General features: G+C 44.6%; 9 protein-coding genes. 4 read left to right on the forward strand and 5 right to left on the reverse strand.

The features are described 5' to 3' along the window. Positions 1-193 precede the first annotated feature (193 nt). A complete protein-coding gene (locus tag CLV93_RS09645; protein WP_170108913.1) occupies positions 194-1,660 on the forward strand; it encodes an ATP-binding protein in 1,467 nt (488 codons plus the stop codon). Here the strand turns inward: CLV93_RS09645 and CLV93_RS09650 are convergent. Continuing rightward, entirely contained in the window at positions 1,657-2,910 is a 1,254-nt protein-coding gene (locus CLV93_RS09650) for a hypothetical protein (RefSeq protein WP_153637039.1), read from the reverse strand. The genes CLV93_RS09645 and CLV93_RS09650 overlap by 4 nt on opposite strands. Positions 2,911-3,064: 154 nt before the next feature. Here CLV93_RS09650 and CLV93_RS09655 point away from each other — a divergent pair, with 154 nt between their 5' ends. Together CLV93_RS09655 and asnB are read left to right on the forward strand one after the other, a co-directional pair. Then, the gene (locus tag CLV93_RS09655; protein ID WP_106541994.1) at positions 3,065-3,586 is read left to right on the forward strand and encodes a hypothetical protein; all 522 of its coding nucleotides are present in this window, start codon (positions 3,065-3,067) and stop codon (positions 3,584-3,586) included. A 311-nt stretch (positions 3,587-3,897) separates the two neighbouring features. Beyond that, a complete protein-coding gene (asnB, locus tag CLV93_RS09660; protein WP_106541995.1) occupies positions 3,898-5,565 on the forward strand; it encodes an asparagine synthase B in 1,668 nt (555 codons plus the stop codon). Positions 5,566-5,628: 63 nt separating this feature from the next. Here the strand turns inward: asnB and CLV93_RS09665 are convergent, their stop codons facing one another. The 4 genes from CLV93_RS09665 to CLV93_RS09685 all read right to left on the reverse strand — a co-directional run bounded on the left by CLV93_RS09665 (position 5,629) and on the right by CLV93_RS09685 (position 12,817). Continuing rightward, positions 5,629-6,096, reverse strand: coding sequence for a GNAT family N-acetyltransferase (locus CLV93_RS09665; RefSeq protein ID WP_106541996.1), 468 nt, complete (start codon positions 6,094-6,096; stop codon positions 5,629-5,631). A gap of 1,449 nt (positions 6,097-7,545) precedes the next feature. Next, on the reverse strand, positions 7,546-9,042 hold the full coding sequence (locus CLV93_RS09675; protein ID WP_170108914.1) for a SusD/RagB family nutrient-binding outer membrane lipoprotein: 1,497 nt from the start codon (positions 9,040-9,042) through the stop codon (positions 7,546-7,548). 12 nt (positions 9,043-9,054) lie between these two features. Next, positions 9,055-12,180, reverse strand: a complete 3,126-nt coding sequence (locus CLV93_RS09680; RefSeq protein WP_106541999.1) for a SusC/RagA family TonB-linked outer membrane protein — start codon at positions 12,178-12,180, stop codon at positions 9,055-9,057. Positions 12,181-12,271: 91 nt separating this feature from the next. Beyond that, complete coding sequence (locus CLV93_RS09685; RefSeq protein ID WP_106542000.1) at positions 12,272-12,817, reverse strand: hypothetical protein; 546 nt, start codon at positions 12,815-12,817, stop codon at positions 12,272-12,274. Positions 12,818-13,149: 332 nt separating this feature from the next. Here CLV93_RS09685 and CLV93_RS09690 point away from each other — a divergent pair, with 332 nt between their 5' ends. After that, the gene (locus tag CLV93_RS09690; protein WP_106542001.1) at positions 13,150-15,462 is read left to right on the forward strand and encodes a beta-N-acetylhexosaminidase; all 2,313 of its coding nucleotides are present in this window, start codon (positions 13,150-13,152) and stop codon (positions 15,460-15,462) included. Positions 15,463-15,568 lie beyond the last annotated feature (106 nt).

Genomic DNA, 15,568 nt, shown 5'->3' on the forward strand with positions numbered 1-15,568 from the left:
AAAGTTTGTGCCTCTACGTAATGAGAGTTTAACTGTCAAATAACCTCATTTATGAGATTTTTATTAATCAAAATGTTAATTTTTGAGCGAATACTGTTTTTAATCAGGAGAATGCCGTAACTTGAAGATGTACATAAATAAAATCTAACCCTTTTTCAATAGCATGCTTTACCCCCAGACAACTGAAAGACGAATGAGGCTTCATCCGGTTACATTGCTGTTTTCAGGTCAGAAAGAGACAGAATCCAAATTTAAGAAACAGTATTTCAGCGAATCGTTACCACAATTTCGGTTTGCGTTTCTGCTGTTAACGATTCTGTATGCCGGATTCAGCATTGTTGACTACCTCTATATTCCCAATCGCTTAACAACGTTCCTGTTCATCCGGTTTGGTATTGTACTGCCCCTAATGGCCGGTACTTTGTTTCTTTCCTATTCCCAATATTTTGAAAGAGTATGGCAGGGCTTACTGACCCTTTGCTACATTGTTGCCGGTGCCGGGATTAGTTATATGCTCATTCTCGAACCGGAAAACTTTAGTTACTATGGTGGCCTGATGCTGGTATTTGCCGCTGGATACTTCTTCATAAAACTGCGCTTTTTATATGCTTCCATAGCCGGATGGATTGTACTGATTGCATTTATTGTTGGAAAAGTCATTGCACAACAGACTTTCTCGGAACTATTGGTCATCTCTATTTTCTTCTTCACCGCCATGAACCTGATTGGCATGTTCGGCTCCTACTATCTTGAGTATTATTCGAGAAGGAACTTCTTTCAGCATCAGCAAAATCTGGAGCAGCAAAACTTGCTCAACGAGGCTCACCAAAACCGCGAAAAGGAAATTCAACAGCGCACACTCGAGCTCAAACAAAGAAATAACCGGTTGGAACACGAACTGGAACGCAGTCGGATTATCGAAAACGAATTGATTCGTGTAAAAGAAAAAGCGGAAGAATCCGATCGATTGAAAACAGCTTTTATCACCAACCTAAGTCACGAACTGCGGACACCGCTGAACTCCATTATCGGATTTGCTTATTTGTTGTCCGACGACGATATTGAACAGAAAGAACGCTTCGAATACCAACGAATTATACATCAGCAAACCGATCAGATGCTCAGCCAAATCAATGATATCGTCGAGATTTCGAAGATTGAAAGCGGAAGATACGAGATCGACTTTGTTCAGTGCAATCTCAAAAATATATGCCAGAATGTTACTCAAACGATGAGAAAGCAACTGCTGCCTGAGGTCGAGCTGATTATTGATGAAAAATCGGAGAATCAAATCATTCCGGATGTTAAAACGGATTGCGACCGATTGACTCAAATCCTGAAGCAATTGATTTCGAATGCGATTAAGTATACGCAAAAAGGAGAAATCAAGGTGGGATATAGCATCAACCAACGGGAGCGCCTGCTACAATTCTATGTAAGCGATACGGGCATTGGCATATCCGAAGAGAACCGGCAGAAAATATTCCAACGTTTCACCAAACTCGATCCGTTTGCCCAGGGAACCGGCCTGGGGCTCTCGATATGTAAAGCATTGATCGAGCAAATGGGCGGTAATATCGATTTGGAATCGAGTCCCGGAAACGGAACAACTTTCCGGTTCAGCATTCCTTACGCTCCGGTCGAAACAACCGTCAGCTAAATCCGCTCAACTTTTAACCAGGCGCTGAATTGTGCACTATCGGCCGGTGGGACCATCGGCAAAATCCCTTCGACCATTTTTCCGTCAACTATTCTGGCCGGAAACCGGTTCATTTGAACTGTCATATCACGGTTAAACTTACCCGATTTGTCAAAATTAATTTCCCAACGCCCGCCACTTTCGGGCGAAATCAATTCGCGCAATTTTAGCGTCAGCGCACCCATGTTGTAACGAGAATTGATTTCAAGGCAAGGATGCAACCGGAGAGCATTCTCTGCATCACGATAAAGCAACAAATCGACTCCGAGCCAACCATAATATTGGCTCGAAAAATCACTTTCGGAAAGCGCCTCCTGCAATACCTGCCTGACAACCGGTAAATAAGTCGATAAAAAGTTTTCTTCTTCTGTGGAAAGTCCCGGTGGAATTTCGCGGATATAGTTTCCCTGGTAACGTCCGGCTGCATCGGTCAAGAATGCAGCCTGTCCGCGATAAGCAACTTCACCCTTCCCTTCCGAATAGAATTGCAGCGACAAATCAGCCATTTTCTTCAGCCAGGGTTCTACCATTACAAATCCCTGCTGCTTCAAAAATCCGGAAATAACCTGTTGATTCGATTGATTGAACTCATTTTCTCTCAACATCTGAATTCCCCTTCCTGAGGCACTCCAGGGAGATTTTACTACCAACCGTCCCCACCGACTTTGCAACGCGATGATTTCATCTAATTCGGTGCAAGAAACCGGACATCTTTCTTCCGGTAACAACCAGTCGTTCTTCCCGACAGCGTTTAAAACTTTCGTTAATACTCCGGCTGCTGCTTTCCGGCTGTATATATCACGAGAATCCACTTTCCAGTTGGCCACTGGCGAGTTTTTGAATGCATCGGAACAATTATCTTTCAAAGGCTCCAGTCTGTGATGAACAGCCGGACTCCATCCCCACGGATACAAAAATCCTTTCGGTTGCTGACAAAACAGTTGATCATTGAGTGCCTCATCTTCTTTCACGAATACCGGAAGCTCCTTCCCTGTTCTTGCCCATAAGCCTAAAAAGTCGTCAGAAGGAACTTCGTGAACCAAGACAACATCCTTAAAGGAGGCAAAGAACATTGGCAAAGTGCTCAAATCCTTTTCAAACTGAATCAATCGTTTTGGGGGCATATAGTTGGGGTCGCCATTCACAATCGCCAACTCATTTGTCGGATTATAGAGGTATATATCAGGAAGCATGGCACAAAAGTACCGCAAAGAAGCAAACGATTAGCGCTAAAGGATCAAAAATCCCTAACTTGGCAGCATAAAAAAAGAACATGAATTCAGCAACATGTCACAATGATAGTCTTACAAACATTTTGCTGACATATTTCAACAAATACTTGAAAGGTCTAAAAAATATAATCAGATGAAAACACCTCGCTTTTTAATATGCCATCATCCATTTGCCTCGGAAGATGAACCGGCTGAATTTATTTTGCACAACGCCCAGCCTCGTTTTCTCGCGAAAGCGGAAGCACTCGATTTCGAAGAACTGGAGACCCGACCCGATAAGCCTTTCGGCGACGTGCTTTATGTAAATGGCGAAGGAACAATGGAAATTTATCGTCTGACTGTCACTGAATTTTACGACCGCGCCGATGATGACGATATTCTCCAGGTATTGCTCCAGGGAGGACACGATTTTTATGTCAGTTACCTGGACCAGGTCGCTGAAGATGAAGGCGAAAAGCCGGGACATCCTGTTAAAGACTTCAATAAAGAACTTCCCGGGTTGAAAATCCTTCAGGCTCCCGATAGAATCACATTGGTATATAATGGCCTGGTTTCCGACTTTAACAGTGAAGAAGAGCTGGATGAATTTCTCGAACAGGATTTAGGAATCACACAATCCATGCTCGATCAGGGAATCATCAACAAATTTGAATAAATTCTTCAAAAAAAATTAGCCCCCGGCATTTCATTCAAATGCCGGGTTTATTTTACCCTAATCAACGCGATTACCCCCTCCTATCTGATTTTTCTGATATAAAAAAGATTGATTTCCTAATCCAAGTCCCTTTTTTTCACTTTTCACAATCCTTACATTAATATTAAATATTCCATTTTTACATTACATTTTGTCATGTGTTTAGTGGTTTTTTAAAGAAATATGTATATTTACAACAACAAAAGCTTTCAAAAAGAGTTATTATAGATATCAGATAAACGAATTATTAAATACCAAACAATCGATTTATTATGTGTGGAATTGTCGGTGTATTTGACCTGAAAGTAGATTCGCAGCAGCTGCGACCACAGGTATTGGAAATGTCCAAGAAAATTCGCCATCGCGGTCCGGATTGGTCCGGTATTTTTTGCGAGGACAAAGCCATTTTGGCTCACGAAAGATTATCCATTGTCGATCCTTCATCGGGAGGACAACCATTGTACAGCAAGGATGGTAATTTGGTTCTGGCTGTGAATGGTGAAATTTATAATCACCAGGGAATTCGCGACCGCTACAAAGACTCATACGAGTTCCTCACCAAATCGGATTGTGAAGTAATTCTTCCCCTTTACCGGGAGAAAGGAAAAGACTTTCTGGAAGAATTAAACGGAATTTTTGCCTTTGCTCTTTACGATAAAGAAAAGGATGAATACCTGATTGCCCGCGACCACATCGGCATTATTCCATTGTACATGGGCTGGGATCAACACGGAAACTTTTATGTTGCTTCTGAGCTGAAATCGCTGGAAGGCGTTTGCAACAAGATTGAAGAGTTTCTGCCGGGCCATTACTGGTCAAGCACCGAGGGTGAAATGAAACCCTGGTACCAACGCGAATGGATGGAGTATGACAATGTGAAAGACAATCCTGCCTCCATTGATGAGTTACGTGATGCGCTTGAAGCAGCTGTTCACCGTCAGCTCATGTCCGACGTACCTTACGGTGTGTTGTTATCAGGTGGTCTCGATTCGTCGGTTATTTCCGCTATCGCGAAAAAATATGCAGCGCACAGGGTGGAGACGCAGGATGAGAAAGATGCATGGTGGCCACAGCTGCACTCGTTTGCCATTGGACTGGAAGGTTCACCCGATTTGGCAGCCGCACAGAAAGTAGCTGATCACATCGGTACCGTTCATCACGAAATACATTTTACCATTCAGGAAGGATTAGATGCGGTGAAAGATGTGATTTATCACCTGGAAACCTATGACGTAACCACGGTACGGGCTTCCACTCCAATGTATCTCATGTCACGGGTCATCAAATCGATGGGTGTAAAAATGGTACTTTCAGGAGAAGGCGCTGACGAAATTTTCGGTGGTTACCTTTATTTCCATAAAGCACCCGATGCCAAATCTTTCCACGAAGAAACCATTCGAAAGCTGAGCAAACTGCACTTGTACGACTGTTTGAGAGCAAACAAATCATTAGCCGCCTGGGGAGTTGAAGGACGCGTTCCTTTCCTTGATAAAGAATTTCTGGATGTGGCTATGCGTTTGAATCCGGAAGCCAAGATGGCAAAAGAAGGCCGCATGGAGAAATGGGTGGTTCGCAAAGCATTTGAGGATTACCTACCGGATAGTGTTGTGTGGCGTCAAAAAGAGCAATTCTCCGACGGTGTAGGCTACAGCTGGATCGACACACTAAAATCAATTGCAGCTGAAGAGGTGACCGACGAACAATTGGCCAATGCCAAATTCCGTTTTCCGGTTAACCCACCAATGTCGAAAGAAGAATATTTTTACCGGGCCATTTTCAGTGAGCATTTTCCGTCGGACCAGGCAGCTGCCTGTGTTCCGTCGGTACCATCAATCGCCTGCAGTACAGCGGAAGCACTTGCATGGGATGAGTCATTCCGGAGCAGTGCTGACCCAAGTGGGCGCGCGGTGAAAACTGTTCACCAACAGGCTTACGAGTAATAAAAAATCTGACCCCAAAATTAGTTTATCAACAGCTGCCCGTTCCTGCTTCGGGTGGCTGTTTTATTTTTGAGGCAAATCCTTTTCCATTAAAACGCTTAGTGTCCCGTCGATAATGGCTGTTCCGGTTTCCCGGAAACCAACCTTTTGGTAGAATTTCCGGGCCGCCATCTGTGGTTCCGATGTCTCCAGGTGGAATTTCTCATAGCCACGCGATACCGCCTCATTTTCCAATTCCGTGTATAATTCCAGCGCCAATCCCGTTCCCTGGTAATCCGGATCGACACGCATTCGCTTAATCTCCGCCAGATGCCCGGTTGTTTTCCGAAAAGCTCCCATCGCCACAATTCGACCTTCATCCTCTCCCACCAGGAAATAGCCGTTATCGCCACCATATATCATATCCAGATAGGGTAAATCATCGTCCCACGGACCTTCTCCCCGGTACATTCCAATAGCTTCAAGCGCTTTTTGATGCAATGCTATTACCTTATCGAAATCCTCGTTGCGGTACTTCCTGAGTTTTACCATCGTCCTTTCTTCAGTTAACTCGATTCACCCTTATTAAAGTTTATTGCATCCAGATTGTTTAGCCGAACACAAAGAATGTTTCGATTGCGAACGTTATGAAAGTAGTATCCGCATAAAACCAGAAACCCCTCCGATTAGTCATCAGAGGGGAGCACGGTTGAATACTAACAAAAACACCCAAACTTGTTAATATTCGAACTCTTGTCATTCGCATGCAGCAAGAGCTGCCGGTTTTTCTCCTGTCAAAAAGAAGGTACCAGCGAACCCAATTCTTATAAATATCATCATGCCAACAATTCGCTACCGCGAAATACCCAATACCTGAGGTACACAAAATCACCTAGCCGGGAATTCGGTTATCAGAGTGGATAAAAGAAATACGATTGATGAATCGACAAAAAAGGAAAAGGTTTGAACCGAATAAATCAATTAGCGTTGTCTCCACGGCATTACCAGCATTTTAATAAAATTGCCAAAAAGAAAACCGATAATTGCCCCGATGATCATACCTGTCCCGAATCGCATTTCGGATGATGCAAACAACTCCAGAACAAATCCGCTCGCGGCACAAAATGCAACCGTGATACCAACAATGCTGCTTTTTCTATCACTGACTGACATGATTAATTCAATAGCAAGTAAAAAATAATATGTTAGTTAGTTTTCGATAAATAAAAATAACATACTCTTGAATATTTAGCAAATCTAATATAAGTTAGAGCGTTGTTTTTTGTCAATTTTCAATCACTTATTTTTCATAATATTATACGTTTAACGAAAGGATCTGCACATTCACGTAACAGATCGGTACATTCATCAAAAAGTTGGCTGTTTTCTAATATTTTTTTGAACACACCGTTTGCATTCTTTTTAAGAAAAACAACGACATCAACAACTTGCCAATTCAACTGAAATAAAAAACCCCTCCGAACCAGAGTAGTTGGGAGGGGTGGTCAAACTAAAAATGGAAACATTTGAGCCTGCTACGCTTCCATTGGACCGATACTAAAAACGTTATTATGTCATTCATCAATTATATAACCTCTTATGCAAACGAAAAGATCCATCAAAAAGGATAATAATTCTTTGCCATTACTATCAGTGTTTATGAAATCATTCGAGAAAAACTTTAGTTATTTCTGCCAGACATGATCTTAATCGTTTGTTATACTGAAGATAAGACAAGATATTCATTTTTCAAAATATTGTTTATAGAATATCTAAGATTGTTATAATACAGTAAAGAAAGTGAACCAACCTCGTACACTAAATAACCGTTGCAGCTAGCACTTGTAAAAAAACGAAAGCGGAATCCCAAACAGGGACTCCGCTAATAAAAACCTAAAAACTTTGCGAAAAGAGAGATTGGCTACTTACTATTAAACGTACAACAACCTGAATTATTGGAATGAATCAAAAAAACAGATCAAATTGATGCACACTGCAGCCTTATTTCAATAACCAAATTGTTCCATTAATATTATCATCGCCATTGAATTGTCTCGCAACGGCATCCTGCACATTGACAGCATTGGTGTTATATTCATCTTCGGGATACATCCAACGCACAGGAACCTGGCCATTATTTCCAACCGCACCGCCGGTCAGAAATTTTGGATATCCTGTTCGGCGATGGTTATAAAACTGTTCCCAGCCAGTCTGGAAATAAAACTGGATATATTTCTGCGTGATAATGTACCGAATACGCTCATCGAAAGTCGTAGCATTATCAAAATTAACCATTGGTTGATTCAGGTATTCAGCGATAGCGCCATCTCCCAAATATGCAGCATACTTTTCTGCATACTTTCGGTAGAAAAGAAACGATGCTTTGATTCCTTCGTTATAAAAGGCCTTTGCCTTTGCCAAATCGCCACCTTCAATCCAGCCACGAACCGTCGCTTCCGCCAGAATAAACTGCAACTCTTCATACCCCATCAATTTGTGAGGTTCGTTCACCGGGTCGTCAAAATAACGCGGATTCACCATTGATACATATCCTTTGTTTCTCTCATCAGAAATAGCACCGAACGTCAACGTAGGATCGGCACTACCATATGCGTCGAAATCGTTTACAGGAAGACCTGCCGAAACAGCATTCGGATTCGGTTGACAGAAGACAAACAACCGGGGATCCTGGCGGTCCTTCAGCAATTGGACAAAAGTAGAATCCATCCCGACCGAGCCGAATTTACCCAGGAACTCGAAATAGCGGCTTCCCTTTTGGTCGAGATATACCAGCTGGCCCGCATCATCGATACTCTCCATCAGCGGCTCGTTTTGATAAATATTCCGAAAACGCGCCGGAATATCCAACGTAGCATCATTCGCTTTATTCGAGAGGTTCATCAGAATACGCAACCGGAAAGAGTTAATTAACTTACGCCACTTCATCGGATCGCCTCCGTAGATGATATCTCCGTCGATATAGGTTACACTTTTTAGACCTTCATTCGCAGCTTTCAGTTCATCCAGCAAAGCCGGAATAATCTTCGATTGCTCATCATATTTTGGTGCATACACCCCATCTGTTTCCCCTTTTAAAGCATCGGAATATGGTATATCCCCAAACCGGCGGGTTAACTGGTAAAACTGATAAGCACGGAAAAAATGGGCCAGATAAGTGTATTCTGGTGTACCCTGTTTGTCTGCCTCTTCCATCATCTTTGTAATATTCCGAAGCTGATTGTAACGGTCAAAATTATCGCGATCCCAGGTATAATATTGTTCGTTGCTGGCCCCATCGGAGCTAACCATTACCCGCGACGCAAACATCGAACCGGTTCCCTGCCCGTCAAATGCATTCCATGCTATGTCTTTCAACAGAAGTTTGGGATGCGTAACCGGAGCATTGTTAGGGTTATCATTAATATCCTGCAGTTTCTCACACGAAAACAGTGCGCCGGCCAACAGGAAGAGTAATATCGATTTTTGTAAGAATTTCATGATTTGCATTGATTAGAATTTAACACCCAGTCCAAAACCAACATATCGTGCCGAAGGATCCTGTAAGTGATCGTCATTACCGAAGTCAGGATCAATCAACTTTGCTTTTTTCCACATAGCGAGGTTCCGGCCAATCAGCTGCACATAAGCTTCTTTTACAACTGTCCCGCCAAAAAGTGAGGAGCAATCGTACTTAATTGAAGCCTCACGGAGTTTGATAAAAGAAGCATCGAAAGTATTCACTCCTAACCCTTTCGCACGATAACCATACGTCATCGCCCAGTTAGAATACTTCAGTCCTTTCTCGTTCTTGGCAAACACACGCGTGTCTGATACAATATTACCGTCGGTGTCATACTGAACATCACCGCTAACCACGGCAACACCGTCCGGAACATAGAGTTTACCTGCGTACTCTGCATCGCGGTTGGCTACCGACTCCGGATGCTTCCCACCCCACCAAAGTTTAGCTACGGTAAGTGAAGGCATAATTCCGCCTACGCGACCATCAACCTGTGCGTTAAATTGCCAGTGCCCAACGGTAAGCGTATTGTTGAAACCGAACTGCCAATTCGCATCGAGATGGCCCAATTTCCGTGCAAACGGGTCACGAATAGGCAAACCACTCGCTTGGTCGATAATAGTCTGTCCATCAGGCGATTTTTGCCAAACAGTGGCATAATAGCTGTCTACACGTTCGTCTTTGTGCAGGTAACCAAACTTATCGGCTCCTCCGTAGATTTCGCTGAGCACCTTCTTGTTTGTAGACCAGTTAATCGCCATATTCCAGCGCATTTTGCGGGTCAGTACAGGAACTACGTTCACCATCAACTCCACACCGGTCGTATTATATACGTTGCCGTTTACCTTGCGGGAATCGAACCCGGACGTAATAGAAATCGGTAGATCGATGATTTGGTTTTCGTCTTTTACCTGGTAATAGGTCGCATCAATACTCAGCCGATTTTTGAAGAGTCCAATATTTCCACCTAGTTCCCATGACGTAGATTTAGCCGGCTTAATTTCACTGTTGGCCAAACCGGACGGATATGACATACCGGGAGTCGAACCATACATCGCAGTATTGGAGTAAGTATTGTACAGACTGTACACGCTAAAATCGGTCGATACCTGTGCCCAGGTTGAACGCACCTGTGCATGACTCATCCAGGAAGGTAATTTTGCAATGTTGTCGAAAACAAAACTTCCCGACACCGAAGGATAGAAATACGAGTTGTTATCGACCGGAAGCGTCGATGACCAGTCGTTACGACCTGATACCGTTCCGTAAAATGCTTTAAACAGCTCGATGTTCACACTACCGTATACACTCCGGGTTGCCTTCTTTTCAATTCGGTTTTCAGCTTTCACCGGCCCCAGGCTGTTACCCAGGTTGAAAAGCCCACCCGTAATCAAACCATCCGTAGAAGCATATTGGTAGTCGTAATCGTAGCTGAAAGAAGAAGCTCCGGCAAACGCATCAAGGCTGAATTTATCGGAAAAACTCTTCGTATAAGTTGCCAGAACATCGAAATCGTAATAGTTCCACTTGGTTTTCCAGTCCTCAAAATTTCCCAGCACACTGTTTCCGTAATAGAGGTAACTTTTCGGTGTTTTCCGGTTTTCGTATTGAAAACGGTTTCGTACAGCACCTCGTGCCTGGATAGACAAATTAGGCAAAAGCTGGTAGTTTAGCGACACATTGCTGTTGACAACGTTCCTGTCATAGCCCTGAGTACACTCGTACGCCATGAAATACGGGTTGTTGTACCACAGATAATTCCAGTTGGCCTGTTTGTAGTTTTCGCGACCTTTCATCCAGTAATCACGCATATCACGAACGTCAACATCGTAACCCATCCACACCACAATCGTGTACATGTGGTTCAGCGGGCCATAACCGTGACGAGGATAATTATCGGTGTACACTTTGTTATACGAAAGCTTGGCATCCAACGTCAGGTTATTCGAAATCTTATAGTGCGAGCTCATGTTGATGCCGGTGCTTTTCAACGAAGAGTTCGGCACCATACCTTTTTGATACATATGGCTTCCGGACAGGCGGACAGAACCTTTGTCGTTAGAAGAGCTGATGCTGAAATTGGAGTTGGATACGATTCCTGTTTCCAGGAAATTCTTCAGGTTATCGGGATGCGAAACCCAGGGCGTTGCGACACGTTCGTACCGGTTCGAGTCATCGTATTTTGTTCCTTTCACCGGCCCTTTCCATTGAATCAGCTCGCCCGTTTGCAAATCTTTAATCGGGCTGTTCCACTGAACGATTTTGGTGCCCTGATCCAGCTTCGGTCCCCAAATCAAGTCGTCATCGTGAATACCGCCGCCGGCTCCATCGACAAATTTGTACTGTCCATTGGAACCGTTACCATATTCGCTTTGCACTTTCGGAAAAGCGACAAATCCGGCAGAGAACATTTCGCTGTTGCTGACGGAAATATTCAGTTTCCCTTTAGCCGCTGTTTTTGTGGTAATCATGATAGCACCATCTTTACCACGCGAACCGTATAAAGCGGAAGCCGCTGTCCCTTTCAGCACATTAATGCTGGCAATATCGTCACTCGAAATGTCATAAAAGTCAGTCGAGATAGGAATACCGTCCAGTACTATCAATGGCTTTTTCCCGCGAAGGAGAAAATCAGGTGCCTGAAATAAACCGGTTTTGGTGTGAACAGTCAACCCGGATACTTTTCCCGCGAGGGTATTCATCACGTTCACATCCTCCACCTGGGTAAGTTGTTTACCGGTTATCTCCTGCGTAGCATACCCAAGGCGCTTCTTCTCGGTTTTAATCCCCAATGCGGTGACAACTACTTCGTCAATTGCTTCAGTATTTTTCTTCAGAACTACATTAATGGTTTTCTGTCCATCGATGGGAATTTCCTGGGGTTTGTATCCGATAAAGGAAAATACCAGCACGCCTCCACCCGGCGCCTGAATGGTATAGTTTCCGTCGATATCGGTTATTGTTCCGTTGGTGGTGCCTTTTATCACCACATTCACTCCCGGAATCGATTCTCCTTCTGGACTTTTAACAGACCCTTTTATTTCTGTTTGCGCAAAGGCCTGTTGTCCCGTAAGGAATCCCAGAAAGGCCAGAAACAGAAAAAGCTTTTTTTTCATATCTTTAAAACAGTTAATAAATAGGTTATTTGAAATAGCTTATTTGCATAAAAAAGGGGTTGTTGCAGCAACCCCTTTTGTTCATTTCATATTACATATCCTTCAGTTTTACCTGGTTAAATTGAGCTAGCAGTGCCTCCGGATTTCTCCTGTTTTGCTGAAGAGCATCCTCGAAACTTTGGCTTCTCTCGCTGAGTGCCGCAATGGCAATGGTCAGGACTCTTTCGAGACTTTTGCGAGCATTCGCCGAATTCATTTCACCACGCGCTACCTGTTTTGAATAGTATTTGTCAATCTTCCGGACGGCGTTGTATATCGAAGGTTTGCGAATCACAATGCGCGTTGCCGGATTTCCTGGAGCAATCGGTTCCTTATCGGTATAACTTTCGTTGAACATATCCTTCAACGGCTCGAGTGGTGCATCGAAACGCTCTCCATTTTCAACCGGAGACTTTCTCTTTTGATAACTATTCAGATCCGGAGAATAAAACTCCCACTTATAAGCTCTCGCAACCGCTTCCTTTTCTGCCGGATGTTTGGTTTTGAATTTCGTTCCGTTCGCATTTGCTGCAAAATCCTGTCCTAACAGCATATGCAACGGCAAGACGAACAGTAAAATCAACAATACCCCTTTCATTTCGATCAGTTTTAGTCAAAAATCTTTAAATCAGGCGGTAAAAACAGCGTCATATACTTCAGCCAGCATTATTTTTACCGGTTCAAAATTACGGCGGGAAAAACTGGAACGTATTAATTGCACCTTATTTAGTTATGACGAAAGCATTGAAAAGTTATGAGGAATCTATTTCAGAATTAAGTCAAAACTGTTAACAATCGATAGTCTCCATCCAAAACAGGTTGAAATACTCCCGAAGTAATTTTCTCATTTGCGCCAATCTTATTAAAACTTTACCCGGCTTTCCTCCGAATGGTTATTTTAGCCGCCAATAACAACAAACCAACTGTAGTATGAAGTCTTTCGCCACCTTGCTCACCCTTTCTATCGCGCTTCTGTGTATGGCCTGTCAGCCCGTTCCAAAAGCCGTCCGACCCATCGAAGTGATTCCTCAGCCCTGGCAGCTGACCACCAAAGAAGCGCCTGACTTCATTCTAAAGACCTCAACACCGGTTATTATTTCCGATTCCACCATGCTTCCGGCTGTGGAACAATTGCATCGTACGGTAAAAATGAATCTGCCTGTCAGCTTTTCGGAGAATTTACCTACCGGGAAGAAGGCGATTCTATTTCAATACAATCCGGCACTCGACTCGCTAACCAATGAAGGATATATCCTTACAATAAATCAAAACCAGGTTCTGATTCAATCGTCCGGAGCAGCCGGACTTTTCTATGCTGTCGAAACCATTCGGCAACTTCTTCCGGCAAAACTGGAAACTGAATCTTTCCCCATACTGGCCTTGCCAGCTGTTGAGATAATCGATAAACCACGTTTCTCCTGGCGGGGAATGCACCTCGATGTTTCGCGCCACTTCATGCCTGTCGATTTCATCAAAAAATACATCGATTACCTGGCCATGCACAAACTCAATGTTTTTCACTGGCACCTGGTCGACGGCATTGGCTGGCGAATCGAAATCAAATCACATCCCAGGCTGACCGAATGGGGCGCCTGGCGGGTGGTTAAACCGGGGAAAATGCCCTGGCAGGATTTCGAGGTATGGAAACCGGGCGATAACCGTCCGAAATACGGCGGCTTTTATACGCAGAAACAGATCAAAGAGATTGTTGCTTACGCGAAAAAGCGCTTTGTTACCGTGGTACCTGAAATTGAGTTACCCGGCCATTCCGAGGTAGTTTTTCAGTGTTATCCGCAACTGCTCGGCAAAGATAAAAACGGGAAACGACTGCCGAACACCGGTGTTTACTGCGCCAGCAACCCGGCGAGTTATAAGCTGCTGGAAGATGTCATCGACGAAGTGGTTCAGCTCTTTCCGTCGAAATACATCCACATTGGCGGCGACGAAGTGAATAAGAGTAACTGGAAGAAATGCGCCTCGTGCCAAAAGCTGATGCGCGAAAAGCATCTGACGCCCAACGGTCTTCAGAGTTACTTCATCAACCACTTCGACAAATACCTGAAATCGAAGGGACGGAAGCTCATCGGTTGGCACGAAATCCTGCAAGGCAAGCTCTCTCCCACGGCCAGCATTATGTATTGGGGCGGCGAAGACGGCGTGAAACGGGTACTCGACAAAGGCCACCCCACGGTGCTGACAACCGGTTCGGTGCTCTACTTCGACCATTACCAAAGCCTCAGCGATAACGAGCCCAGGGCATTTGGCGGTTATTCTCCGTTAAAGAAGGTATACGATTACGAGCCGCTGCCGAAAAATGCCACACCGGCTGATGCTTCGCGCTTGCTGGGCGTGCAAGCCAACGTTTGGACCGAGTACATGCCCAATGCCAAACATGTGGAATATATGGTGTTTCCGCGCATGGCCGCGCTGTCGGAAATTGCGTGGCAACAAAAAGGAACCAAAAACTGGCACCGTTTCCAGTCTAAAATGGAACGAATGCTGAGCCGCTACAGGAAACTCAACATCAACTATGCACCGAGCGCTTACCGGCCAGCCATTAACTTCTCGGTTAACCCGGAAAATAAGAAACTGAAAGTGGACATCACCACCGAACTTCCGGCCGGCATTATTTATACAACCGATGGCTCAGTGCCGACGCTCAACAACGGCGTACATTATACCCAACCGTTTTTGCTCGACCACTCCACTACCGTGAAGGCGATTTCGGTAAAAGACAGTGTTGCTTTGGTGAAGCCGGAAATCAAAAAGGCCATTGTTCACAAAGCGCGGGGAGCGAAAGTGATATTGAAAAGCAAGCCAACGGCCCAATACAGCGCACACGGCGGACAAACACTGACCGATCTGGATTTTGGCGGCAACAAATGGGGCAACGGCAAATGGATTGGCGTCATTGGGAAAGATTTCGACGCCGTTGTTCAGCTCGACTCGGTGATGAACGTTCACGAGGTGGGCCTGAATTGCCTGGAAGATTCGGGCGCCGGCATCCGCTTCCCGGTAGGCATGGATGTATGGTTATCGGAAGACGGGCGACACTACCGGCATGTGAAAAGCTGGAAACAAGCCGAACCGGTGAACCCGAGAACATCGCCGGAAATAAAGGTAAAAACCATCAGGGTTGATTTCCCCGGCCAGGCGTGCCGTTACATCCGTGTAAAAGCGAAATATGCGCGTGTTCCGCACCAGGGCGTATTCATTTTTACCGATGAGATTGAGGTATACTAACCGCAGCCGGTGAGCGCCAGCAAACCTTCGCTGCAGCGACTTCCCGGGTAACCCGAAATGGTTCCTGCCAAACAGTAACGGCCACCCGGGCAACAAAAGAAAGCGA

Source organism: Prolixibacter denitrificans, assembly GCF_003014495.1.
In the GTDB taxonomy this organism is placed as follows: Bacteria; Bacteroidota; Bacteroidia; order Bacteroidales; family Prolixibacteraceae; genus Prolixibacter; species Prolixibacter denitrificans.